The 23,480-nt window shown below is 69.1% G+C and carries 19 protein-coding genes; 8 read left to right on the top strand and 11 right to left on the bottom strand.

Annotated elements, in window-relative coordinates; all coding sequences use genetic code 11:
- Positions 1-363 precede the first annotated feature (363 nt).
- Positions 364-1,302 carry an ATP-binding cassette domain-containing protein gene (locus ACWDAK_RS18885; RefSeq protein ID WP_344639039.1) on the top strand — a complete coding sequence of 313 codons (939 nt, stop codon included), beginning with the start codon at positions 364-366 and terminating at the stop codon, positions 1,300-1,302.
- Positions 1,299-2,060 carry an ABC transporter permease gene (locus ACWDAK_RS18880; RefSeq protein ID WP_344639038.1) on the top strand — a complete coding sequence of 254 codons (762 nt, stop codon included), beginning with the start codon at positions 1,299-1,301 and terminating at the stop codon, positions 2,058-2,060. The genes ACWDAK_RS18885 and ACWDAK_RS18880 overlap by 4 nt, the downstream gene beginning before the upstream one ends.
- Here the strand turns inward: ACWDAK_RS18880 and ACWDAK_RS18875 are convergent.
- Positions 2,044-5,187 carry a BTAD domain-containing putative transcriptional regulator gene (locus tag ACWDAK_RS18875; protein ID WP_427393933.1) on the bottom strand — a complete coding sequence of 1,048 codons (3,144 nt, stop codon included), beginning with the start codon at positions 5,185-5,187 and terminating at the stop codon, positions 2,044-2,046. The two genes, ACWDAK_RS18880 and ACWDAK_RS18875, sit on opposite strands and share 17 nt — an antisense overlap.
- A 371-nt stretch (positions 5,188-5,558) precedes the next feature.
- On the opposite strand from ACWDAK_RS18875, the gene ACWDAK_RS18870 reads away from it, so the two are divergent.
- On the top strand, positions 5,559-6,794 hold the full coding sequence (locus tag ACWDAK_RS18870; RefSeq protein ID WP_427393932.1) for a GNAT family N-acetyltransferase: 1,236 nt from the start codon (positions 5,559-5,561) through the stop codon (positions 6,792-6,794).
- A 216-nt stretch (positions 6,795-7,010) separates the two neighbouring features.
- On the opposite strand, the gene ACWDAK_RS18865 is transcribed toward ACWDAK_RS18870, so the two are convergent.
- On the bottom strand, positions 7,011-7,667 hold the full coding sequence (locus ACWDAK_RS18865; RefSeq protein ID WP_427393931.1) for a TetR/AcrR family transcriptional regulator: 657 nt from the start codon (positions 7,665-7,667) through the stop codon (positions 7,011-7,013).
- Between the two features lie 73 nt (positions 7,668-7,740).
- Between ACWDAK_RS18865 and ACWDAK_RS18860 the strand changes: the two genes are divergently transcribed.
- Positions 7,741-8,640 carry an alpha/beta fold hydrolase gene (locus tag ACWDAK_RS18860; protein WP_427393930.1) on the top strand — a complete coding sequence of 300 codons (900 nt, stop codon included), beginning with the start codon at positions 7,741-7,743 and terminating at the stop codon, positions 8,638-8,640.
- A gap of 140 nt (positions 8,641-8,780) precedes the next feature.
- Here ACWDAK_RS18860 and dnaB read toward each other — a convergent pair whose 3' ends face one another.
- Entirely contained in the window at positions 8,781-10,385 is a 1,605-nt protein-coding gene (dnaB, locus tag ACWDAK_RS18855; protein ID WP_425557780.1) for a replicative DNA helicase, read from the bottom strand.
- Positions 10,386-10,835: 450 nt separating this feature from the next.
- Between dnaB and ACWDAK_RS18850 the strand changes: the two genes are divergently transcribed.
- Positions 10,836-12,161, top strand: a complete 1,326-nt coding sequence (locus ACWDAK_RS18850; RefSeq protein WP_344639033.1) for an MATE family efflux transporter — start codon at positions 10,836-10,838, stop codon at positions 12,159-12,161.
- A gap of 118 nt (positions 12,162-12,279) precedes the next feature.
- Here the strand turns inward: ACWDAK_RS18850 and rplI are convergent, their stop codons facing one another.
- From rplI to rpsF, 4 genes are all read right to left on the bottom strand, one after another.
- Positions 12,280-12,720: a 50S ribosomal protein L9 gene (gene rplI, locus ACWDAK_RS18845; protein WP_344639032.1), complete on the bottom strand. Its 441-nt coding sequence runs from the start codon at positions 12,718-12,720 to the stop codon at positions 12,280-12,282.
- 17 nt (positions 12,721-12,737) lie between these two features.
- Positions 12,738-12,974 carry a 30S ribosomal protein S18 gene (rpsR, locus tag ACWDAK_RS18840; RefSeq protein ID WP_030270170.1) on the bottom strand — a complete coding sequence of 79 codons (237 nt, stop codon included), beginning with the start codon at positions 12,972-12,974 and terminating at the stop codon, positions 12,738-12,740.
- A 109-nt stretch (positions 12,975-13,083) separates the two neighbouring features.
- Positions 13,084-13,668, bottom strand: a complete 585-nt coding sequence (locus ACWDAK_RS18835; RefSeq protein ID WP_344639031.1) for a single-stranded DNA-binding protein — start codon at positions 13,666-13,668, stop codon at positions 13,084-13,086.
- A 120-nt stretch (positions 13,669-13,788) separates the two neighbouring features.
- A complete protein-coding gene (gene rpsF, locus ACWDAK_RS18830) occupies positions 13,789-14,079 on the bottom strand; it encodes a 30S ribosomal protein S6 (RefSeq protein ID WP_344639030.1) in 291 nt (96 codons plus the stop codon).
- A gap of 287 nt (positions 14,080-14,366) precedes the next feature.
- On the opposite strand from rpsF, the gene ACWDAK_RS18825 reads away from it, so the two are divergent.
- The 3 genes from ACWDAK_RS18825 (at position 14,367) to ACWDAK_RS18815 (ending at position 17,171) form a co-directional block, all read left to right on the top strand.
- Positions 14,367-14,675, top strand: a complete 309-nt coding sequence (locus tag ACWDAK_RS18825) for a hypothetical protein (protein ID WP_344639029.1) — start codon at positions 14,367-14,369, stop codon at positions 14,673-14,675.
- Positions 14,676-14,949: 274 nt separating this feature from the next.
- Positions 14,950-16,068 (top strand): lipid II:glycine glycyltransferase FemX, encoded by a 1,119-nt coding sequence (locus ACWDAK_RS18820; RefSeq protein ID WP_344639028.1) that lies wholly within the window; start codon positions 14,950-14,952, stop codon positions 16,066-16,068.
- A 71-nt stretch (positions 16,069-16,139) separates the two neighbouring features.
- Positions 16,140-17,171 (top strand): alanine racemase, encoded by a 1,032-nt coding sequence (locus ACWDAK_RS18815; protein ID WP_344639027.1) that lies wholly within the window; start codon positions 16,140-16,142, stop codon positions 17,169-17,171.
- 132 nt (positions 17,172-17,303) lie between these two features.
- Here the strand turns inward: ACWDAK_RS18815 and ACWDAK_RS18810 are convergent, their stop codons facing one another.
- The 4 genes from ACWDAK_RS18810 to ACWDAK_RS18795 form a co-directional block, all read right to left on the bottom strand.
- Positions 17,304-18,830 carry a glycosyltransferase family 87 protein gene (locus ACWDAK_RS18810; protein ID WP_427393929.1) on the bottom strand — a complete coding sequence of 509 codons (1,527 nt, stop codon included), beginning with the start codon at positions 18,828-18,830 and terminating at the stop codon, positions 17,304-17,306.
- A gap of 120 nt (positions 18,831-18,950) precedes the next feature.
- Positions 18,951-19,736: a hypothetical protein gene (locus ACWDAK_RS18805; RefSeq protein WP_449806482.1), complete on the bottom strand. Its 786-nt coding sequence runs from the start codon at positions 19,734-19,736 to the stop codon at positions 18,951-18,953.
- A gap of 234 nt (positions 19,737-19,970) precedes the next feature.
- Complete coding sequence (locus tag ACWDAK_RS18800) at positions 19,971-20,387, bottom strand: hypothetical protein (RefSeq protein ID WP_427393927.1); 417 nt, start codon at positions 20,385-20,387, stop codon at positions 19,971-19,973.
- A gap of 353 nt (positions 20,388-20,740) precedes the next feature.
- A complete protein-coding gene (locus ACWDAK_RS18795; RefSeq protein ID WP_427393926.1) occupies positions 20,741-23,200 on the bottom strand; it encodes a transglycosylase domain-containing protein in 2,460 nt (819 codons plus the stop codon).
- Positions 23,201-23,480 lie beyond the last annotated feature (280 nt).

The raw sequence follows: 23,480 nt of genomic DNA, 5'->3' as shown, positions 1-23,480 counted from the left end.
CTACCTCGACCGGCTCGCCAAGCGGGAGCGCCGCGACGCCCTGCGGCAGATGACCGACGAGCGTGAGAACGTGCACCGGCGCCGTGCTCGGCGGGCAGCCGAGCTGACCTGCGGCGACTGACCGCAGGCGGCGGACCTCCTGTCGTGAGCGGCACGTCCGCCCGAACCCGCGTAAGTTCCGCACCGGTGCGGCCGGTAGAGCCGGTCAGTGTGGTCCCTTGCGCCCTGTCCGGCGTGGTGGCGGGCGGTCGCCTGCGGGCTGTGCGCCGCTCCGACCGGGGACGATGTGGTGGAACGCCGTGTCAGGGGCCGTGTCAGGGGTGTGACAGGTGGGTGACAGGGCCGCTCGGGATCGTAGCGGTCATGAGGAATTCGGCGATCGCGGTCTCGGGACTGCGCAAGGGTTACGGGGACAAGGTCGTGCTCGACGGCATCGACTTCGATGTCGCCGCGGGATCGGTCTTCTCCATGCTCGGCCCGAACGGGGCCGGCAAGACGACGACGGTGAACGTGCTGACCACGTTGATGAAGGCCGACGGCGGGACGGTGCACGTCGCCGGGCACGACGTGGTGACCGCGACCAAGGAGGTCCGCTCGCTCATCGGCGTCACCGGTCAGTTCGCCGCGGTGGACGAGCTGCTGACGGGCCGGGAGAACCTGCAGCTGATGGCGGACCTGAAGCGGGTGCGCTCCGCTGACCGGGTGGTCGCGCGGCTGCTGGAGCGGTTCGACCTGGTGAAGTCGGCGGACAAGGCGGCGTCGACCTACTCCGGCGGTATGCGCCGGAAACTGGACCTGGCGATGACGCTGGTCGGCAACCCGCAGATCATCTTCCTGGACGAGCCGACGACGGGGCTGGACCCGCGCAGCCGGCGCACGATGTGGGAGATCGTCCGCGATCTGGTGGCCGACGGCACCACCATCTTCCTCACCACCCAGTACCTCGAGGAAGCCGACCAGCTCGCCGACCGGATCGCGGTGCTCGACCAGGGCCGCATCGTCGCCCAGGGCACGCCCGAGGAGCTCAAGCGCCAGATCCCCGGCACCCACGTCCGGCTCCGGTTCACCGACCTCTTCGAACTCGACGCGGCGGCGCAGGTCCTGGCCGGGGCCACCCGGGACGACCAGGAGCTGACCCTGCGGGTGCCCAGCGATGGCGGGTCGAGGTCGCTGCGGGCCCTGCTGGACCGGCTCGACGACCACATGATCAGCGCCGAGGAGTTCTCGGTGCACACGCCGGACCTCGATGACGTTTTCTTTGCCTTGACCGGTCACACCAGCACGGAGGCGATCGCCAAATGAACACCCTCTCCACGTCGTTCGGCAACTCCGCGATCATGCTGCGTCGCAACTTCAAGCACACGCTCCGGAATCCGGTCACGGTGTTCCAGGCGGTCCTGTTCCCCATCGTGATCATGCTCATGTTCGTCTACGTGTTCGGCGGCGCCTTCAAAGTCGAGGGCGAGTACATCGACTACGCGGTGCCGGGTCTGCTCGTGATGGCCATCAGTTACGGGTTGGGGCCGACCGCGGCGGCCGTGAACGGCGACATGACGAAGGGCATCATCAACCGGTTCAAGGCCATGGATGTCTCTCACGGTGCCGTGCTGGCCGGTCATGTCGTCTCCACGACCGTGCGCAGTCTGATCGCCGATGCCGCCATCGTCGGGGTCGGCTTCGCGATGGGGTTCCGTCCGCACGCGAGCTTCCTCCAGTGGCTCGCCGCGATCGGCGTCATGCTGCTGCTCGCTTTCGCGACCAGCTGGCTCACGGTCGCCATGGGCCTGGGTGCGAAGACCGTGGAGTCGGCGGGCATGGCCACCGTGCCGCTGATCATGCTGCCCTTCCTGAGCAGCGCGTTCGTGCCCGCGCAGACCATGGGCCCCGGCATCCGGCAGTTCGCGGAGTACCAGCCGTTCACCCCGATCATCGAGACGCTGCGTGGGCTGCTGGCCGGCCACCCGTCGGCCGGCGACGCGTGGGCCGCCGTCGCCTGGTGCGTCGGGCTCGCGATCGTCGGGTACGTGTGGGCGGTCTCCACCTTCAAGAAGCGAGCGTGACCGCGACCAGCTCGGACCAGCTGGTCCGCTCCCCCTCCCGAGCCGCCTCGGCGAACTTCGCGTCGCCGAGGCGGCGCCGCGCTGTCTGCGTGATCCGAACCACGTCCGGGTGGGAGCGGTCCTGCAGGCCGCGCACACCGACGCTCGCCGCCAGCAGCCGCGCGGCCTGCGCGTACTGGTCGCAGCGCAACGCCAGGTCCGCGACCCCGATGAGCACCTGCGCGATCAGGGGCGCGTACCCCGCCTCGGACGCCGCCTCGCAGGCCGCCGCGCGGTGCGCCCGGGCCTCGTCGAGGTCGTCGGCGAGATAGCCGAGCAGGTCCTGCGTCACCGCCCGGACGTTCGCCAGCTCCGCTTCGTCGCCCAGCATGGCCGTCGTGACGCCGAGTTGGGTGTGCACCTCGTCGACGTTGCCGCCCCACCGGGCGAGTTCCGCCTTCGCGAGGGCCAGCTCGGCCAGCGCGTTCGGCCAGGCGACCCGCTCCGCGCACCGCTGTGCCTCGGCGATGGCGGCCGCGCTGGCGTCCTTGTCGCCCAGCAGCCAGTACAGCTGCGCCTGCCGCGACCGCATCCGGATCACGTCCTCGGTGGCGCCGAGCTCGGTGACGACCGCGATCGCCTGCTCGAAGTGCTCGCAGGCGTCGGCGAACTCGCCGCGCACGGCGATCCGGTCCGCCAGCTCCGACAGGGCGAAGGAGATCCCGAACCGCTCGCCGAGCGCCCGGAACTCGGCGAGCGCCGTCATGAGATACGCGTCCGCGTCATGCCCGTCCTGGCCGAGCACGATCCGCATCTTGCCCATCTGCAGCCGGGCCAGTGCGCGCACCCAGGGGTCCTCGTCGTCCAGCAGCGGTTCGAACGCGGACATGACCGCGTCGGGCTCCCGCAGCATGCGTACGAGCGGGGTGACGAGCGCCAGCGCCGGGTGGTGGCCCTGACCGCACTGGCCGAACCGGTACGCCTTGTGGACCCACTCCGCGACATGGCGATGGTCGCCCCGCCCGGCGCTCATGAACATCACGACGAGGCCGTACACCGTGGCCCGGACCCGGTCGGTCACCTCACCGGGCGTCTCGGTGGCCGCGGTGATCAGCTCCATGCCTTCGGCCCGGTGCCCACCGAGCCACCAGTACCAGCCGGACCCCGCCGCGAGCCGCATCGCCGCCTGCGCCTCGCCGGCCGCGAGCGCGCCGCGCATCGCGGCACCGATGTTGTCGTGCTCGGCCTCGAGCATGGCGAGCCACTCCAGTTGCTCGGCGCGGCGAAGACACGGCTCCGCGGTCTCGGCGAGTTCGGTGAAGTGGGCGAGATGCGCATGGCGCGCCAGGTCCGATTCCCCCGCCTCCGCGAGCCGGTGCCCGGCGTACTCCCTGATCGTGCCGATCATCCGGTAGCGCGGTGCGGCGTTGTCCGCCGTGAGCAGCAGCGACTTCTCGGTCAGGGAGGTCAGCAACTCGAGTACCTGCTCCTGCTCGACCCCGTCGCCGACGCAGACCCGCTCGGCAGCCTCCAGGCTCGCCCCGCCCGAGAACACCGAGAGCCTGCGCAGCACCATCCGCTCGGCGTCGGTGAGCAGCTCCCAGCTCCAGTCGACCACCGCGCGCAGCGTCTTGTGCCGCGGCAGCGCGGTGCGGCTGCCGCTGGTCAGCAGGCGGAACCGGTCATCGAGCCGGTTGGCGAGCTGGTCGATGGACATGGTGCGCAGTCTGGCCGCGGCCAGTTCGATCGCCAGCGGCATCCCGTCCAGCGCCCGGCAGACGCGCACCATCGTCGCCAGCGTGCGGGCGTCGACCGCGAGATCCCGGCGCACCGCCCCGGCCCGGTCCCGCAGCAGCTGCACGGCGGGTGAGGACTCGATCTCGCGCCGGCCCGCGTCGCTCTCCGGCAGGGCCAGCGGCTCGACCGGCCACAGCGCCTCCCCGGTGATGCCGAGCGGTTCCCGGCTCGTCGCCAGGATCCGCAGTCGCCGGCACTCCCCGAGCACCCGGTGGGCGAACTCCGCCGCCGACTCGATCACGTGCTCGCAGTTGTCCAGGATCAGCAACGCCTCCCGCTCGCGGATCGCGGCTATGAGACGGTCCGTCAGATCCGCGTTCGGTGTCCCGCCGAGCAGGGCGTCCCGCAGGCCCAGCCCGGCGAGCGTCGACCGCGCCAGGTCGTCATCCGCGCTGATGGCGGCGAGCTCCACCAGCCAGGCCCCGTCCGGCAGTTCGTCGATCAGCGTGCGCGCGGTCTCGGTGGCCAGCCTGGTCTTGCCCGAGCCACCCGGCCCGATCAGGGTGGTGAGCCGGTGCTCTGCGATGAGCTCTCGGACCTCTGCGACGTCGGCGTCCTTGCCGACGAAACTGGTGAGCTCGGCACGCAGGTTGGTCTTGCTGGTCTCCTCGCGCCGTCCCAACTCGCCCCGCAGCAGCGCGACGTGCAACGCGGACAGCTCCGGTGAGGGGTCGACGCCCAGCTCGTCGGCCAGGGCCTCCCTCGCGCGCTGGAACACCTGCAGCGCCTCGCTGTCGCGGCCGGCCGCGACGAGGGCGCGCATCAGCGCGGCGACCAGCCGTTCCCGCACCGGGTGCGCGGCCACCAGGTCGGTCAGTTCGGTGACCAGCTCCGCACCGTCGCCGAGGCCGACCTCCGCTTCGAACCGATCCTCCATGGCGGTCAGGCGCAGTCCCTCGAACCTGGCGACCGCCGCGTCGAACGCACCGCTGTCCTGCAGACCGACGTCCTGCATGGCCGCACCGCGCCACAGCCCGAGCGCCTCGCGCAGCAACCGCACCCGCCGGGAACCGTCCGCGGTGCGGGCCTGGCCCGCGATGACGAGACGTTCGAACCGCACGGCGTCGACGGCGTCGGGCTCCACCATCAGCCGGTAGCCGTCCGGCTGCCCCTCGACCACCCCGTCCGGCAATGCCTTCCGCAGCCGGGAAACCAGGCGTTGCAGAGCGTTCGTCGCATCGGCGGGCGGGTACTCCCCCCAGATCCAGTCGACGAGCGACGCCTTCGGGACCACGTGACCCGGCCTGAGCGCGAGGGCGATCAGCAGTCCGCGCAGCCGTGCACCCGGCACGTCGGCCAAGCCGCCGTCGTCCGTGCGAACCTGCAATGTCCCCAGCATCCCGATCTGCACCCGCTGATTTTGCCACGGGCGTTCGACAGTAGCGGTAGCCCCAGAAGCCGACATTCACCGCCGATGCGTCGGCGGCTGGGCGCACGAGCCGGTCCTTCCCAGTCACCTTCCTCCGCGCGCACCCTGGCTGACTACCACTCAGAAGTGGCTGCAGATAGCTCGAGCAGGCGTCGCCGAGCAGCGTGTCGCAACGCCGTCCGAACCCGGCACCCGCCACCAGAATCCGGAACCTACGCCGCAACTCACCCCCGGGGCCGGGCCGCTACCGGGTGACCGGCCGTAATTCGCTTGCCCTGTCCACGGGTCAACGGTGCACTGTGGCGGGACACCACGAGCCGTGGTGCCGGTATCCCAAGGAGGCAGCGGCAGCAATGGAGATCCGTCCCACGACCGACCAGGACCTCGAGGTCTTCGTCGACACACTCCATGCCGCGTTCGGGCGCTTCCCGGAAACCCCGACCGAGGGCGGCGGCGGGGTCTGGTGGTCGGCGCTCGAAATAGACCGCAGCCTGCTCGCCATAAAGGCGGACGGGCGGCCCGTCGGCACCGCCGGTGCGTACTCCTTCGAGCTCACCCTGCCCGGTGAGACCACCGTCCCGGCCGCCGGAGTGAGCGCCGTCGGCGTCCTGCCCTCGCACCGACGCCAGGGCGTGCTCACCGCGATGATGCGGCATCAGCTCACCGAGCTGCGGGCCCGAGGGGAGTTCCTCTCCGTACTGCTGGCCTCCGAGGCCCCGATCTACGGCAGGTTCGGCTACGGACCGGCGACCTACACGGCCCGGCTCACCGTGCCGCGCCACCAGGCCGCCCTCGCCCTCCCGAGGGCGCGCGGAGCGGCCGACGCCCCGGCGACCGGCTCGGACACCGGCTCGGTCGAGGTGATGCGGCGTGCCGAGTGCGGCGAGATCCTGGAAGAGGTCTACGACCGGTACCGCCGCGCACAGCCCGGCGCGCTGTCCCGGCCGCACCGCTGGTGGTCCTTGGGTGCGGGACAGCCCCCGGTCTCTCCGGCGCCGCGCTACATCGCCGTCCACCGGGACGCCGACGGCGTCCCGGACGGGTACGCCAGCTACTCGTTCGGCGAGTCCGAAACCCTGACGGTCGACGAGATCATCGCCACCGACGACGCCGTCCACACGGCCCTGGCCCGGTTCCTGCTCGGACACGACCTGGCCACCCGGGTCGTGTTCAAGCACGTCCCGACCGAGCACCCGCTGCGCTGGCAGTTCGAGGACTTCCGCGCCGGCGAGGTGAGCGGCGACACCGACTGGCTCTGGGTGCGGCTGCTGGACGTCCCGCGTGCGCTGACCGCGCGCGGCTGGTTCACGGACGGCGAGCTCGTCCTCGACGTGGACGACCCGTTCCTCGGCGAGCACGGCCGCTACCTGCTGACCGTCCAGGACGGCAAGGCCGACTGCGTCCCGACGGACCGGGAGCCCGACCTGTCCCTGGACGTGAGCGACCTGGGCTCGGTCTACCTCGGCGGCACCGCCCCGAGCACGCTCGTGCGTGCCGGACACATCCGGGCCCACCGCCCGGGCGCGGCCACCCTCGCTGACGCCCTCTTCCGCGCCGAGCGCCCCCCGCACTGCCTGCACTGGTTCTGACCGCGCGCTCGCCGACCCTGCACAAGTCTCGTCAGTCGGGCTGCAGGGGGCTTCAACGGTGCTTGCCTCCTGCGCGGTGGGTGCTCGGCCGTAGTCACCCGTCGGGGCGGATGCTCCCGACGGGTGAGGGGGTGAGTGGGCTGGCCATTGCGACGGATGACGCGCTGGAGCACGGCGCGCCCAGGGCCAGACCGGGGCCTCTCGCACGGATCTTGCCTACGGTCGGCGCTGGTTTGCGTGGCCGCTCTTGCCGCAGCCGTCGGAGGCCCCCGAACCGGGGAAGAGTCGGCCGAGGTGGTAGCGCAGGACTGCCACCGCGTCGCTCGTCGTCCGCTGGCCCAGCAGGACGCTCAGGCCGAGGCCGGCGGAGACCGCCAGGAGGACGACGGCCTCCTGGCGGGCGTCCAGGCGTGGATCGGTGTCCCCGGCCTGTTGGGCGGCGGTCAGCTGGCCGACCAGGAAGTCCTCCATCTCGTTGGGTGCCGCGAGGAACGACTGGCCGGCGAGTGCGGGGTCGGTGACCGAGAGCACCGCGTACTCGGTGTAGACGAGGTGGAAGGTCCGGCTTTCCTCATCCGTCGGTACGGCTTCGAGCAGCACCGCCTCGACGATGTCGCGCGGAGCCGTCGAAGGTCCGGTCGCCCGCACCCGCTCTCGGACCCGCTCGCCCATGCGCACTGCCAGGCGGGTGAGTGCCGCGAGCAGCAGCTGTTCCTTGGTGTCGAAGTAGTACTGCACGAGCCGCACCGAGACGCCCGCTTCGACGGCGACGGACCGCATGGTGACGGCATGCAGCCCGGTGTCCGCCGCCACACGGAGCAGGGCGTCGATGATGTGGGCCCGCCGCTCCTCGTGATCCACCAGCTTCGGCATCGACTTCCCTCCGAACATTTTTGTGGTACAACCATACCACCAAGTCCTGCTGTTTCGCGTATCGGGAGGGACCATGACCAGGACAAGCGTCGGACACTTCGTCAGCGAGGTGGCTCACGCGGAGTTCCTTGAGGCATATGACCGCGCCATGGAACTGTGGCCGAGCCCACGCGAGGAACTGGAGGTCGAAACCACCTACGGCACCGTCCACGTCCACCACTACGGATCCCGGACGGGCGAGCCGATCGTGCTGCTGCACGGCCACGCCGGACACGCATCCAACTGGTACCCCCAGATCGCCGCCCTGGGCGAGCACCACCCGGTCTACGCGATCGACACCCTGGACGACCCCGGCCGCAGCGTTCAGCGCGCCGTCGCGGCCGGTTCCGAGGAGAACGCGGCCTGGCTCGGCGAGGTCTTCGCCGGTCTCGGGCTGGAACGGATCCACCTGGTCGGCCTCTCCTACGGCGGCTGGCTGGCCCTCAACCAGGCCGTCCACGCGCCCGAGCGCCTGGCGTCGATCGCACCGCTGGACCCGGGCGGGATCGAGAAGGTCCCCGCGCGGTTCTACGTACACATGATCGGCGGCCTGTTCGGAATGCTCGCCCCGCGGCGCTTCCGCCCCGCGCTGGGACGGTTGCTCGCCAACCCCGCGCTCAGCTCACCGCCCGAGATGCTCGCCCCGCTGATGCTGGGCATGCGGACCTACAAGCCGAGCACCCGCCCTGCAGCCAGGCCGTTCACCGACGAGGAACTGAGCTCCGTCCAGCTGCCCGCTCTCGTCCTGCTGGGAAGCCGCAGCGCCCTGCTGCGTCCGCGCCGGGTACTGGAAAGGGTCACCACGCTGATCCCCGGTGTTCAGGCCGAGATCGTGCGACGAGTCGGCCACGGACTCAACCTGGAGCGGCCCGACGTCGTCAATGAACGCCTGCTGCGGTTCATCACCTCCTGCCAGCAGAGGACGCGGAGCTGAGTGGAAGTGCGCCATGAGAGCCGTCCTGCCGGCTCGCTCCGTCAGATCTGCACGCCCCCGGCAACCGGGATTCCAGAGCTGGTGGCGGATCCGCCGCCGCCACGCCGTCAGAAACCGGAATCCGCCGCCAGAAGCCGGACTCAGGTCACGTCCCGGGTCATGTCGACGAAGCGGGAGTAGTGGCCCTGGAAGGCGACGGTGATGGTGGCGGTGGGACCGTTACGGTGCTTGGCGACGATCAGGTCGGCCTCACCGGCGCGGGGGGACTCCTTCTCGTATGCATCCTCGCGGTGGAGCAGGATGACCATGTCGGCGTCCTGCTCGATGGAGCCGGACTCACGGAGGTCCGAGACCATCGGCTTCTTGTCCGTACGCTGCTCGGGACCACGGTTCAGCTGGGAGAGCGCGATGACCGGGAGCTCGAGCTCCTTGGCGAGCAGCTTGAGGTTTCGGGACATGTCCGAGACCTCCTGCTGGCGGTTCTCGGCGCGGCGGGAGCCGCCCGACTGCATCAGCTGGAGGTAGTCGATGACCACGAGCTTGAGGTCGTTGCGCTGCTTGAGCCGACGGCACTTGGCGCGGATCTCCATCATCGACAGGTTCGGCGAGTCGTCGATGTAGAGCGGGGCGTTGGTGACGTCGGGCATCCGACGGGCGACCCGGGTCCAGTCGTCGTCGGTCATGTTGCCGGAGCGCATGTGGTGCAGGGCGACCCGGGCCTCGGCGGAGAGCAGGCGCATCGCGATCTCGTTGCGCCCCATTTCGAGCGAGAAGATCACGCTCGGCAGGTTGTTGTGGATCGAGCAGGCGCGGGCGAAGTCCAGCGCCAGGGTGGACTTACCCATCGCGGGACGGGCCGCGATGACGATCATCTGACCGGGGTGCAGACCGTTGGTGAGCGCGTCCAGGTCGGCGAAACCGGTGGGGACACCGGACATCTGGCCCTGCCGGGAGCCGATCGCCTCGATCTCGTCGAGGGCGCCCTCCATGATGTCGGCCAGTGGCGCGTAGTCCTCGTTGGTGCGCTGCTCGGTGACGGCGTAGATCTCCGCCTGGGCGGCGTTGACGATCTCGTCCACGTCGCCCTCGGCCGCGTAACCCATACCGGCGATCCGGGTACCGGCCTCGACCAGGCGGCGGAGCACGGCACGCTCGTGGACGATCTCGGCGTAGTACTCGGCGTTGGCCGCGGTGGGCACCGAGTTGACCAGGGTGTGGAGGTAGGAGGCACCGCCGACGCGGGCGAGCTCGCCGCGCTTGGTGAGCTCGCCGGCGACGGTGATCGGGTCGGCCGGCTCGCCCCTGGCGTAGAGGTCGAGGATGGCGCCGTGGATCAGCTCGTGGGCCGGGCGGTAGTAGTCGGCCGGCTTGAGCACCTCGACGACGTCAGCAATGGCGTCCTTGGAGAGCAGCATGCCGCCGAGGACCGACTGCTCGGCCGCCAGGTCCTGCGGAGGTACCCGCTCGAAGCCGTCCACGCCCGAGCGGCCGCCCTCGCCCGGGGCGTCGTCGCGCTTCTTCCGGTCGAAGCCGCCCTTGCGGTCGCCGCCCTTCTGGAAGGCGCCCCTGCCGTCGCCGTCCGACGGGCGGCGGCTGACCGGCAGGCGGTCGCCGGCGCCGTTCGGGAAGGGGTCGTCGGGGAAGGCGTCCGAGAACGGGCCGGGGGGGAAGGCATCGTCCGACGGCTGCCAGTCGTCCTCCGGCGGGGGAGGAACGTCGTGGTCGTCGTACTGGGGGCCGGTCACGCGTGTTCCCCGATCAGCGAGTGGTGGTGCGGGTGGAGCTGGCCTTGCCGATGGCGCATCACCTTTCATACGCCAACGCGCCGGATCCCGGCGCCGGGTAGCAGGTGGCGCACAGGTGGCGCGGCGGTCAGACGACCAAGCTACGGGGACGGGCGGCGATCGGCCAAGGTGGTTATCCACAGGGTGTGTGGATGAACAGCCCTCTCCTGTGGAGAACCCCCGGAAAGCTGTGTACAAGTCTGTGGACAGCACTGTGGATAACCACACAATCCAGCTGGCGTCAACTCTCTGACCTGCGATAACTCTTTCCACTGGGCTGTGCATGAGAAATTCTTCACACAGCCCGGAGAGCGCCCCGGGCGACCGGTCGACCCGCTCTTCGATCAAGATTTCGAGTAATGGACATAGAGCGATATTGATACTTACCTGTGGATGAGTACGCTTGTCCCCATGACAACCGCCCCCGCCCGCCGTCGGCACGACCGGGAGATCCTCGCCCTGGCTGTCCCGGCCTTCGGGGCACTGGTCGCCGAGCCACTCTTCCTGATGGCCGACTCCGCGATCGTCGGACACCTGGGCACCGCCCAGCTCGCCGGTCTCGGCATCGCCTCCGCCGCCCTCACCACCGCTGCCGCGACCTTCGTCTTCCTCGCCTACGCCACCACCGCGGCGGTCTCCCGCCGGCTCGGCGCCGGAGACCGCCGGGCCGCCGTCCAGCAAGGCATCGACGGGATCTGGCTCGCCCTGCTGCTCTCGGCCGGCGTGGCCGGCCTGATGCTGCTGCTGGCCCCCTGGGCGGCCCGCACCCTCGGCGCCTCCCCGACCGCCCTGCCGTACGCCGTCGGCTATCTGCGGATCAGCGCCCTGGGGATACCGGCCATGCTGCTGGTGCTGGCCGCCACCGGGGTGCTGCGCGGCTTCCAGGACACCCGCACCCCGCTGCTGGTGGCGATCGGCGGCTTCACCGCCAACCTGCTGCTCAACATCGGCCTGGTCTACGGCGCCGGGCTCGGGGTGGCCGGCTCGGCCTGGGGCACCGTGCTGGCGCAGACCGCGATGGCCGCCGTCTATCTGGTGGTGGTGGTCCGCGGGGCGCGCCGCGAGGGTGCCCGGCTGCGGCCCGACCCGGCCGGTATCCGGGCCTGCGCCAGGGCCGGAGGCCCGCTGGTGATCCGGACCATGAGCCTGCGCGGCGTCCTGCTGATCGCCACCGCCGTGGCCGCCCGGCTCGGCGACACCGCGGTCGCCGCGCACCAGATCGCCATGACGCTCTGGGGGTTCCTCGCTTTCGCCCTGGACGCCATCGCCATCGCCGGCCAGGCGATCATCGGGCGCTACCTGGGCGCCGGGGACCTGCCCGGTGCCAGGGCGGCGACCCGCCGGATGGTGGAGTGGGGCGTCGGCTCCGGGCTGCTGCTCGGCCTGCTGCTGGTGCTGGCCCGGCCGCTGTACGTCCCGCTGTTCACCCCCGATCCGCACGTCCGGCAGCAGCTCGCGGGCGTCCTGCTGCTGGCCGCCCTCACCCAGCCGGTGGGCGGGGTGGTCTTCGTCCTGGACGGTGTGCTGATGGGTGCCGGGGACGGCCCCTACCTGGCCTGGGCGATGCTCGCCACGCTCGCGGTCTTCGCCCCGGTGGCCTGGTCGGTGCCCGCACTCGGTGGCGGCCTGACGGCCCTCTGGTGGGCCTGGAACCTGTTCATGCTGGTCCGCGCGGCCCTCCTCACCGCCCGCGTGCGCGGCGGCCACTGGCTGGTCCCGGGCGCCGTACGCGCCTGAACCCCCACGCGAAACACGCCCTCCCCGGGGAACGGCCGAAGGCCGGCCCCCTCTCCATCGGGAGAGGAGACCGGCCCTCGGTTCTGCACGGCGCCCCGGAGGGCTGCTGCGCCTTCGTTCAGGCGACGACGATGTCGATGTTGGCCTGGACGTCGGAGTGCAGCTTGACCGAGACCTTGTGGGTGCCCACGGTCTTGATCGGCGAGGCGATCGCGACAGCGCGCTTGTCCACGACCGGGCCGTCGGCGAGCTTGATGGCCTCGACCACGTCGGCCTGGGTCACCGAGCCGAACAGGCGGCCGGCCTCGCCGGAGCGAACGGCCAGCTTGACCTGCAGAGCCTCCAGCTTGGCCTTGACCTCGTTGGCGACCTCGAGGGTCTGGATCTCGTGGATCTTCCGGGCGCGACGGATGGCGTCGACGTCCTTCTGGCCACCCTTGGTCCAGCGGATGGCGTAGCCACGCGGGACCAGGTAGTTGCGGGCGTAGCCGTCCTTGACCTCGACGACCTCACCGGCGCTGCCGAGACCGGGGACCTCGTGAGTGAGGATGATCTTCATTCTTCGGTCACCCTCTCTTAGCGCGTGGTGGAGGTGTAGGGCAGCAGCGCCATCTCACGGCTGTTCTTCACGGCCGTGGCGACGTCACGCTGGTGCTGGGTGCAGTTGCCGGTCACCCGGCGGGCACGGATCTTGCCGCGGTCGGAGATGAACTTCCGCAGCAGGTTCGTGTCCTTGTAGTCAACGTAGTTGACCTTGTCCTTGCAGAAGACGCAAACCTTCTTCTTGGGCTTGCGAGCAGGCGGCTTCGCCATCATGTGCTCCATTTGGGTTGACGCTCCACCGGTGCCTGACACCTGCGGAACGCACGAAATCTCTCAGCCTGCCGAGACCCGTTCACCGAACGGGTCCGGCGTGCACCGCTTAGAACGGAGGCTCTTCCGAGTAGCCGCCACCGGACGGCGCACCCCAGCTGCCGCCCTGGCCGCCGCTGGAGGGGCCGCTGGACGCCCACGGGTCGTCGGACGGGCCGGACTGCCCACCGGGCTGACCGCCCCAGCCGCCCTGCTGGCCGCCGTAGCCGCCCCCGCCCTGCTGGCCGCCGAAGCCGCCCTGGCCGCCCTGGCCGCCGGGACCGCCGGAGCGGTTGGCCCGGGTGACCTTGGCGGTCGCCGAACGCAGGCTCGGGCCGACCTCGTCGACCTCGACCTCGAAAACCGTCCGCTTCTCGCCTTCCTTGGTCTCGTAAGACCGCTGGCGCAGTCGGCCCTGCACGATCACGCGCATGCCGCGCTGCAGCGACTCGGCCACGTTCTCCGCCGGCTGACGCCAGACGTTGCACGTGAGGAAGAGGCTCTCGCCGTCCTTCCACTCGTTGGTCTGGCGGTCGAAGGTGCGCGGGGTGGACGCGATACGGAACTTCGCGACCGCCGCACCCGACGGGGTGAAGCGCAGCTCGGGGTCGTCGACGAGATTGCCGACGAGGGTGATGACGGTCTCGCCTGCCATGGTGGTGATGACCTCTCGGAAAGGAGTTCTGCGGTGCTTGCCGCGGGTGTTTCACGTGAAACGGTCACGTGTGCACCAGCGGCGCGAGTCACCTGACGCCCGAAGGCGACGGGTGTGGACTCAGTGGGTGTCCGGGCGCAGGACCTTGGTCCGCAGAACCGACTCGCTCAGGCCAAGCTGGCGGTCGAGCTCCTTGACGACCTCAGGCGTGGCCTTGAGGTCGATGACCGAGTAGATGCCCTCGGACTGCTTGTTGATCTCGTAAGCCAGACGGCGACGACCCCAGGTGTCGATCTTCTCCACCTTGCCGCCACCCTGGCGGACAACGTTGAGGAAGCTCTCGATCAGGGGGGAGACAGCGCGCTCCTCGACCGAGGGGTCGAGGATGACCATCACCTCGTAGTGACGCATGAGTAACCCACCTCCTTTGGACTCAGCGGCCACGGTCTCTCCGTGGCAGGAGGGTTGTGCAGCGTCGCACCGGTGCAGCGACGATCTACCGGTGACCGTAGTCACCGGGACTGACAATCGGCCCCCCGGCCCGCGAGAGGGCATACGGGGGCACAGCTACACCAGTGCAGTCCGCACAGCCTACCCGCACCCATACGGCCGAACAAAACGCATACCGGTTGTGATCCCGGGCCTACCGGCGGGAACCTGTACAGAACGACTGTGTTCCTCCATCGGAGGTGGGTCCCATGGCACAGACCATCCGCCGTTTCCCGCAGATCACCCTCAACACCGACGGCCACCGACACCCGAGGGAGAACACCCTCGTCGGCCTCACCGCCGTGCTCGGCCTGACCGCCTTCTTCAGCTCCTTCTTCTCCGACCTGCACCTGCTCAGCTCGTGGACCGGACTCTTCGGGATCATCACGGGCCTCTGGGGCCAGTTCGTGTCGGTGACCACGGCCGAACGGTTCGTCCTCATGATCACGCTCGGCGCCGCCGCGATCGGTTTCTACCTGGGCATGGCGCACGGCGGTCTGTTCGGGGGCCTGTGGTGAGACGCACGCCCTGATCAACCGCGGCACGCCGCCGAACCCGCGTAACTTCCGGCGCCCCCACCGTGTACATACCTGTGCACAGGTCGCGGAGGGGGCGCCGTCAGTTCGTCCGCGCCACCGGGCCCGACCCGATGCCCGACCCGAACGAATCGGACCAATCGGGCGATAGGGTCACTCTGGACTGGCCGAACGAGGAGGAGCACAGAGCCATGAGCGATCGAGTCATGCGGGCCGTGCTCGGCGAAGCCACTGCCGAGCGCAGCGAGGTGGGGGCATGAGCCTGCGCCTGAGGACGATCACCCGCGAGGAACACCTGGCGTTCATCGCCTCCCGCCCGTCGGCCAGCCACATGCAGGTGCCCGCCTGGGGACAGGTGAAGTCCGAGTGGCGCCACGAGAGCCTCGGCTGGTTCGACGACACGGGCGAGCTGGTCGGCGCGGGCCTGGTGCTCTACCGCCAACTGCCCAAGGTCAAGCGCTACCTGGCGTACCTGCCCGAGGGCCCCGTGATCGACTGGTTCGACCGCGACCTGGACCGGTGGCTGCGGCCGATGCTCGCCCATCTCAAGTCACAGGGCGCCTTCTCGGTGAAGATGGGCCCGCCGGTGGTGGTCCGCCGCTGGGGTGCCACCACCATCAAGGAGGCCATCGCCGGCCAGGAGGCCCGGCGGCTGCGCGACATCGGCCCCGACTGGTACGAGCCGCGCGCCTTCGAGGTCGCCGACCGGCTGCGCAAGGCCGGCTGGCTGCAGGGCGAGGACGGCGGCGCCGGCTTCGGCGACGTCCAGCCGCGGTACGTCTTCCAGGTCCCGCTGGCGGGCCGCTCGCTCGACGACATCCAACGCGGCTTCAACCAGCTCTGGCGGCGGAACATCAAGAAGGCCGAGAAGAGCGGCGTCGAGGTGGTCCAGGGCGGCTACGAGCACCTGAAGGTCTTCCACCAGCTGTACCTGGTCACCGCGGAGCGCGACCGGTTCACCCCGCGCCCGCTCGGCTACTTCGAGCAGATGTGGCAGGCCCTCACCGCCGAGGACCCGGACCGGATGCGCCTCTACATCGCCTACCACGAGGGCGAGGCGCTGGCCGCGACCACCATGCTCACCGTCGGCGAGCACGTCTGGTACTCCTACGGCGCCTCAGCCGACCACAAGCGCGAGGTCAAGCCGTCGAACGCGATCCAGTGGCGGATGATGCGCGACGCCTACGCACTCGGTGCCAGCCTCTACGACCTGCGCGGCATCAGCGACACCCTGGACGAGAACGACCCCCTCTTCGGCCTGATCCAGTTCAAGGTGGGCACCGGCGGCCAGGCCGCCGAGTACCTGGGCGAGTGGGACTTCCCGCTCAACAAGCTGCTGCACAAGGCGCTCGACCTCTACATGTCGCGCCGCTGAGCCACCGCCCTCGACACCTGCCGCCGCCGTCGCGGCCGAGCGGCCGTCACCAACCACGGGGAGAAGATCCGATGACGCTGTCGCTGTACGTGGACACCGCCCGCTGGCGCGCGCACCAGCAATCGGTACTGGCGGAGTTCCCCGGCCTGGTGCCGGTGGCCAAGGGCAACGGGTACGGCTTCGGCAACGAGCGCCTGGCCAGGGAGGCCACCCGGCTCGGCACCGGCATCCTCGCGGTCGGCACCGCGCACGAGGCGGCCGGGCTGCTCGACCGGTACGACGGCGAACTGCTGGTGCTCACCCCCTACCGGGTCGGCGAGCCGGGCGGGCAGCTGCCGCACCGGGTGATCCGTACGGTCGCCCACGCGGAGGCGCTCCAGGCGCTCCCGGCAGGCAGCCGCGTGGTCGTGGAGTGCATGACCAGTATGCGCAGACACGGCATCAGCCACGCAGACCTCGCCCGGCTGCCGGTGGGCGGGATCAGCTTCGAGGGCTTCGCGCTGCACCTGCCGCTGGACCGCCCGGACGGCTCGGACCCGGTGGCCGAGGTCACCCAGTGGGTGGAGGCGATCGCCGGCGCCGGACTGCCCACCTCGACCGTCTACCTGAGCCACCTCTCCGCCGCCGACCTGTCCCGGCTGGCCGGGCGGCTGGCCGGCACCGCCTTCCGCTCGCGGATCGGCACCCGGCTGTGGCTGGGCGACGTCGGCTCGCTCCAGGCCTGCGCCACGGTGCTGGACGTCACCCCGGTGATCCGCGGCGAGCGGTACGGCTACCGCCAGCACAAGGCGCCCTCGGACGGGCATCTGTTGGTGGTCACCGGCGGCACCGCGCACGGGGTCGGCCTGGAGGCGCCCAAGTACCTGCACGGCGTCCTCCCCCGGGCCAAGGGCCTGGCCAGGGCCGGGCTCGCCACCGTCAACCGCACCCTCTCGCCGTACTCATGGAGCGGCAAACAGCTCTGGTTCGCCGAGCCGCCCCACATGCAGGTGAGCATCCTCTTCCTGCCGGCCGACGCCGCCAAGGCCCCCGTCCCGGGCGACGAGCTCGGTCTCAACGTCCGCCACACCACGACCCACTTCGACCTGGTCGCCGACCGCTGAACTCCGCCTGCGCGGCGGCGCCCGCAGCCGCGAGCCCCTCGCGGCGGTCCCGTACCGGACGGACCGCTCAGCGACGGGGACGAGCGGACCAGGGGCGCACGGCCCGGCCGACCGCCCCCCGGCCCTGTGAGCTCAGCGCCGCTCCTCCTCGGTGAGCCAGTCGCCCCGGCCCGCCGGGACGTACCCGGCGTAGCTCTCCTCCTCGCGCAGCCGCCGCGCCGGGCCCAGCACGAAGGTGTCGGGCGCGAGGTCCAGCACCCCACCCGAGGGGTCGTCGCTGCCGTCCCAGCGCACCGCGTCCCGCTCGGGCCGCAGGATGTCGCGGATCACCATCCCGCACAGGTACAGCGTGCCGGCCAGGTGCAGCACGATGGCGAGGTGGTACCAGGCCTGCCCGATCCCGTGCTGCTTGGAGTCCCCGACGTAGGCCAGGTAGGACCAGATGCCGAGGAAGTAGAGCACCTCGCAGGCCTGCCAGATCAGGAAGTCCCGCCAGCGCGGTCGGGCCAGCGCGGCCAGCGGGGTCAGCCAGAGCACGTACTGCGGCGAGTACACCTTGTTGGTGAGCACGAAGGCGGCCACCACCAGGAACACCAGCTGGGCGTAGCGCGGCCGGCGCGGCGCGGACAGCGCCAGCCAGCCGACCCCCAGGCAGCAGGCGATCAGCAGCACCGCGATCCAGGTGTTGAGGGTGTCCAGCTGCACGCCCCGGTCCTGCATCAGGATCAGCCAGAGCGAGCCGTAGTCCTCCTTGCGGACCTGGCTGAAGGTGTAGAAGGTCGCCCAGCCCTGCCAGTTGGCCAGCATGACCGGCAGGTTCACCAGCAGCCAGGAGCCCGCCGCGGCGCCCGCCGTCTGCCCGAACGCCCGCCAGCGTCCGGTCCGCCAGCAGAGCACCAGCAGCGGTCCCAGCAGCAGCACGGGGTAGAGCTTGGCGGCGGTTGCCAGGCCGATGAAGACACCCGCCAACACCGTCCGGCGGCCGGACCAGCAGGCCATCGCCACGGCGGTCAGGGCGACCGCGAGCAGGTCCCAGTTGATGGTGGAGTCCAGCGCCAGGCAGGGAGCGAGCGCGAACAGCAGCGCGTCCCAGGGGCGGCGGCGGTGGGTCCGGGAGAGCGCCACCGCGGCGACCACCGCGCAGATCATCAGCATTCCGGCGTTGACCAGCCAGAACCACTGCTCGCGGGTCTCGATGGCGCCCCCGGTGGGCGTCAGCCAGGCGGCGACCTGCATGAAGAGCCCGGTGAGCACCGGGTACTCCAGATACTGCATGTCCGGGGTGGGCGCCGGCAGCCGGTCCACGTAGGGGTGCAGGCCGGTCGAGAAGCCGCGCCCGGTGAACAGGTGCGGAATGTCGCTGTAGCAGGCGTGGGTGTACTGCGCGGTCGCGCCGTGGAACCAGCCGTCGTTGTAGCAGGGCACCTTCTGCGCGATGCCGAGCACCGAGACCAGGATCGTCACCAGTGCCAGGACGCGCGCCGCGGTCCACCAGGAGACCCCTAGCAGCGCCCGCCGTCCGGGCGGTCCGCCGAACAGCTCGCTGCCGGCCGCCGCCACCGGATCCTCGTCCGCCGGGACGACCACGGTGTTCGGCGGCGGCCCCTGGCCGGGGGCGGGCGCGGGGCCGGAGGTCTGGTCACGCGTGCTCGACGTCATGGCGGACATGATGCCGCACCAGCCCTGAGCCCACGAGGCGCCTCGGCCGCGGAACCGCGCTGGATCGGCCCGGCAACGGCGGCTATCCAGAGATCTGCCCCAGACTTTCCTATCGAATTCTCATGACTCCGGAGAGCCACTCGCAGAGATAATCGCGGATGCGTTCCTGGAAGCGATTTCGATCCCCTGCTTGACCTTGATTAGTCGCTGGAGATTTGCCTGGATGGCCTGAGACTCGTAGGCCGACTCCACTGCGAACCAGGTTCCAATAACGTTGACTTGCTGTCGGCAAGCGGAATCTGCCGTCGCGGTGGAAATTTCCTCAGATGAAGCCTTGGGCGCCAACCAACGCTTATCTCGCACGGCATCGCCTGGAGTCGCATAGGAGAATCCCTTCCCCTTCATGCAGCCTGACCACTTCTGGAAAACTTCCTTCAGCCTAGCGTCAGCCATGGAGGCCTTATAGCTGTCGAAATTGATATTGACAGCCAACTCCGAGTCCTGAATTATTCCACCCTCAGCGGCCAGCTTCTTATACGCTTCCCTCATACAGCCACCAGCACGAACCGGGGGCCCGCTGGCAGTAGATGCGGGACCCTCATTCGAACTTGGATCAATCCCCAGAGCTTTCTGCTCATCTGACGAAAGAGCTGGCTCCGAGGTCATCTTCTCATTTGAGCTTGGCCCCGCTGGATGATATCCGTTAGCAGCATCGGCGACATCGTACCTGTGGGTCGCCTGGCCGCGCACAGCGGATTGAGGTGGAAGCGGCGGAGTGTAGTCATATCCCGAGCGCTTCATACATTGCTTGATCAGCAGATTCCTGGCAATCTCCAACTGCCTGCTCTGAACAGAACTGAGGAGAAAGGCTTCAATTGGAAGTGATTTATCGACCGTGTTTGTCAACGACGGGATCTCACCGACCGCCGGAGTCGGCACAGGCGAATTAGCAACCGCCGGATTCCGTGATTGCTGCGAGCATCCCACAGTAACAAGACTGGCAGTCATCAATACGGCAGTCAGCAGGGGTGCACGAAGACCAACACGACGATCTATTTCCAAAGTTCATACCCCTATATCACAGCGTCAAGCACCGGTGCTCTGCCGAGATATCTCGGCAGAGCACCTGAGAAGCTCAACTCACCCGTGCCAGTCCTGAGATGCGTTCTGGTTACGCAGCGTGTCATTCAGGTTAGCCCAGGCCCTCGGGGCGATGTCCTGGTAAGGGCCACTCTGGTCCGGGCTGTAGTAGATTCGCACCGTGTTCGTGGGATTGACGTTCCAGACGGAGGCAGCAGCGTTCCGTACGTATTTGCCATCGCCACCGCAGGAGCCGTTGTTGCAACCATCGAAGAGGTAGTTGCTGTTGTACTGGTAGGTGTCAACACTCGGGTCGCCGAAGGAGCCACCCTTGAGACCCTGGTAGTAGTAGAGACACGCGTCGTTACCACCGCAGCTGCCACCACCGCTGGCTGAGGCCGAACCCGCACTCAGGAAGACGCCACCGAATGCCACAGCGACGGTAGCTGCGGCAACAAGCTTGTTGCGAACGCGCATACGCGTTCCTTTCTGTTTCGAATCTTTGGCTCCGGGACCGTATGGACACAGCGAGTCACCGACCCCACCGACCATGATCATCTCCTAGTGACTGCCACACCGCAAGTGGCGCGCAAGGCAACTGACGGATGATCTGGAAGAGCTGACGCTTCGTCACAGCGTGATGTCCTGCGCGCGGTTCGCGTGGATCGGAGCAGTTCGCTCCGGGGCACAGGCGGAGATCCACCAACGAGTCTCATGCCCAACATCGGGCTAAGCCGGAGCCTTCAGAGTCCATGCAGAGACAAGACTGTGGCGGCCGACCGGGGAACCATCTCCTCGGTCGACCGCCACAGGTCCTATGTCGTTCCGGGTCAGTTGCCCGCTACCTGGTTCCCTGCTCCGGCGTCGGTCGGGCTGGAGCTGGGGTTCGGCGGCGGGGTGGACTTGCCCGGGCGGGGCGGCTTGCTTCGCGATGGCGAGGGCGAGCTGCAGAGCGGCCCGAAGAAGCAGCTCTCCGTCGGCGCCGGCGAGTTGCTCGGCTCCGACGTGCGAGACGAGCTGGTCGACGGGCTCGGCGCGCTGCTGGCGCTGGCCGACGCACTGGCCGATGCGCTGGCCGACGGGGCAGCCGAGGGGCTCGGCGGCGGCGCCTGCTTGGAGTCGACCTCCGTACCGGTGATGTCCGAGGTCGGGAAGTCCAGCGCCTTCTGGTCGGCCAGCGCCACCTTCATGTAGCGGGTGAAGATCTCGGTCGGGAAGTCACCACCGTGGATGGTGGTCTGACCGGCCGTACCGACCAACGAGAGCAGACCCGGCTTGCCCGGCTCCTCGCGCCACATACCGACCGAGGTGGCCAGCTGCGGGGTGTAGCCGACCCACCAGGCCGAGGTGCCGGCGTCGGTGGTACCGGTCTTGCCGGCCACCGGGCGGCCCAGGTCCTTGGTCCCCTTCTTACCGGTACCGTTCTCCGCCACGTTCTGCAGGACGTCGGTGATGTTGTCCGCGATGGGCTGCTCCAGCACCGTCTTGGTGGCGTTCTTCGGACGGTTGAAGGCCGGCTTCTCCACACCCTGGTAGAGCACCTTGGTCACCGAGTACGGCTCGACCTGCTGCCCCCGGGCGGCGAACACCGAGTACGCGGAGGCCATCCGGATCGCACTCGGGGTCGAGGTGCCCAGCGGGTAGGTGAGCGAGGTGTTCGGCGCCAGAGAGTCCTTGCGCAGGCCCAGGTTGATGGCCATCTTCTCGACGTTGCTGCCGCCGACGTCCTGGCCGAGCTGCACGAACGGCACGTTGTAGGAGTACTGCATCGCCGTCTTCAGCGTGACGGCCCCGGGCATGTTGTCGTCGTCGTTCTTCTGGTGGTAGAGCTCGCCGTGGTCACCGATCGCGGGCGAGCCGTCCGCCTTGTAGATCTGGCTCATGTTGTTGGCGTTGTAGAGGCTGTTGATGCTGATCTTGACCGGATTGCCGTCGCTCCCGGTCTTGGTGAGCACGCCGGTCTGCATGGCGGTCGCCAGGACGAAGGGCTTGAAGGTCGAACCGACCGGGATGCCGACGGTGTCGGCGTTGTCGGTGTAGTGGCCGTTCTCCACGCCGTCGCCGCCGTAGATCGCCACGATCGCGCCGTCACCGGGGACCACCGAGGCCGCGCCGACCTGGACGTACTTGTCCTTGTCCGACGTGTCCGGGTGGAGGTTCTCCGACTTGACGTCGTCGACGGCCTTCTTCAGCTCCGCCACCTTGTCCTTCTGGAAGGTGGTGTAGATCAGGTAGCCGCCCTTGTCGATGGAGGCCTGGGTGATCGTCGGGTCCTTGGCCGCCAGGTACTTGTCGGCGAGGTCGACCAGGTAGCTGACCTCGCCGTTCATGTTGGCCGGGGCCTTCTTCTTGATCGGCTCCGGGAAGGTGGCGCCGCACTTGTCCCGGTCCGCCTGGGTGATCGCCTTGGTGACGACCATCCGGCTCAGGACGTAGTTCCAACGCTCCTGCATGTTCTTGCGGTTGGAGTCGCTGACCGTCGGGTCGTAGTACGTCGCACCCTTGAGCAGACCCGCCAGCATCGCGCCCTGGCAGATGTTGATGTCCTTGGCGTCCACTCCGTAGTACGCCTGCGCGGCGGCCTGGATACCGGTGGCGCCGCGTCCGAACCAGCTGGTGTTCAGGTAGCCCTCGAGGATGTCCTGCTTCGACTTCTGCTGGTTGATCTTCAGCGTGATGAAGATCTCCTTGAACTTACGGCTGACCGTCTGGTCCTGGTTCAGGTAAGCGTTCTTCACGTACTGCTGGGAGATGGTCGAGCCACCCTGGGTCGAACCGCCCGTGGCCATCTTGTAGACGGCGCGGGCGATGCCCTTGGGGTCGATGCCGTGATCGTTCCAGAAGGTCTCGTTCTCGGCGGCGACCACTGCCTTCTGCGCGGGCTCACTGATGTTGTCGAGCGGGACCACCTGGCGGTTGGTAGCGCCCTTGCGGGTCATCTCACTGCCATCGGCCCAGTAGTAGATGTTGTTCTGTTCCTTCAACAGGTCATTGAGCTTGGGGATCGGCGTCATCGCGTACGCGACGCCGACCGCGGCCACCCCGCTGCCGAAGAAGATCAGGAACGTCGTCAGGATCAGCTTCCAGGACGGCAGCCAGCGACGGATCCCGGACTTGCCGTACCGGGGGTAGTCGATGAACCGCTTCTTGCCCGGTCCCTTGCCGCCGCCATTGCCACCTCCCCGGCCGCCGCCGGGCCCGGCTGGCGGTCCGCTCGGGGCTCCGCTCTTCTGGGACTGCTTGCGCATTTCGGCCCTGGTCAGCCGAGGCTGCTGGGCAGTCTCGCGCATCCCGGTGGGCCGGCTACGCGAAGGCGCACCATCTGGGGGGCCATAGCCGGACGGACGCTGACCAGCCGCCCGACCGCCCGGAGGCTGTTCACCGCCCGGGTTGGGCCTACGCCGGTGATCGCTCATCTTTCAGCAACTCCTCGGTCAGGCCGCTTCGGACCTGAGGGCAGGGTTCACTTCCGATGCCCGAAACCGCCCTACACCCCGGAGGTGGTCCTCGTGCACACGCGACAGCGTACGCACCTGTAAACAGCCACTAATCGGGCATTAAGTAACAAAA

Source organism: Kitasatospora sp. NPDC001175 (assembly GCF_053598215.1).
Note: the sequence above shows the minus strand (reverse complement) of the source record. Positions and strands in the feature narration are given on the sequence as shown.

What these genes read in the sequence shown, in the direction of transcription:
- ACWDAK_RS18795 (WP_427393926.1), bottom strand. Translation starts at nt 23,200, where the DNA reads ATGCGCGAGACTGCCCAGCAGCCTCGGCTGACCAGGGCCGAAATGCGC.
- ACWDAK_RS18885 (WP_344639039.1), top strand. Translation starts at nt 364, where the DNA reads ATGAGGAATTCGGCGATCGCGGTCTCGGGACTGCGCAAGGGTTACGGG.
- rpsR (WP_030270170.1), bottom strand. Translation starts at nt 12,974, where the DNA reads ATGGCGAAGCCGCCTGCTCGCAAGCCCAAGAAGAAGGTTTGCGTCTTC.
- ACWDAK_RS18815 (WP_344639027.1), top strand. Translation starts at nt 16,140, where the DNA reads ATGACGCTGTCGCTGTACGTGGACACCGCCCGCTGGCGCGCGCACCAG.
- ACWDAK_RS18880 (WP_344639038.1), top strand. Translation starts at nt 1,299, where the DNA reads ATGAACACCCTCTCCACGTCGTTCGGCAACTCCGCGATCATGCTGCGT.
- ACWDAK_RS18800 (WP_427393927.1), bottom strand. Translation starts at nt 20,387, where the DNA reads ATGCGCGTTCGCAACAAGCTTGTTGCCGCAGCTACCGTCGCTGTGGCA.
- ACWDAK_RS18865 (WP_427393931.1), bottom strand. Translation starts at nt 7,667, where the DNA reads ATGCCGAAGCTGGTGGATCACGAGGAGCGGCGGGCCCACATCATCGAC.
- ACWDAK_RS18835 (WP_344639031.1), bottom strand. Translation starts at nt 13,668, where the DNA reads ATGGCAGGCGAGACCGTCATCACCCTCGTCGGCAATCTCGTCGACGAC.
- ACWDAK_RS18870 (WP_427393932.1), top strand. Translation starts at nt 5,559, where the DNA reads ATGGAGATCCGTCCCACGACCGACCAGGACCTCGAGGTCTTCGTCGAC.
- ACWDAK_RS18850 (WP_344639033.1), top strand. Translation starts at nt 10,836, where the DNA reads ATGACAACCGCCCCCGCCCGCCGTCGGCACGACCGGGAGATCCTCGCC.
- ACWDAK_RS18825 (WP_344639029.1), top strand. Translation starts at nt 14,367, where the DNA reads ATGGCACAGACCATCCGCCGTTTCCCGCAGATCACCCTCAACACCGAC.
- rplI (WP_344639032.1), bottom strand. Translation starts at nt 12,720, where the DNA reads ATGAAGATCATCCTCACTCACGAGGTCCCCGGTCTCGGCAGCGCCGGT.
- ACWDAK_RS18810 (WP_427393929.1), bottom strand. Translation starts at nt 18,830, where the DNA reads ATGACGTCGAGCACGCGTGACCAGACCTCCGGCCCCGCGCCCGCCCCC.
- ACWDAK_RS18820 (WP_344639028.1), top strand. Translation starts at nt 14,950, where the DNA reads ATGAGCCTGCGCCTGAGGACGATCACCCGCGAGGAACACCTGGCGTTC.
- ACWDAK_RS18860 (WP_427393930.1), top strand. Translation starts at nt 7,741, where the DNA reads ATGACCAGGACAAGCGTCGGACACTTCGTCAGCGAGGTGGCTCACGCG.
- rpsF (WP_344639030.1), bottom strand. Translation starts at nt 14,079, where the DNA reads ATGCGTCACTACGAGGTGATGGTCATCCTCGACCCCTCGGTCGAGGAG.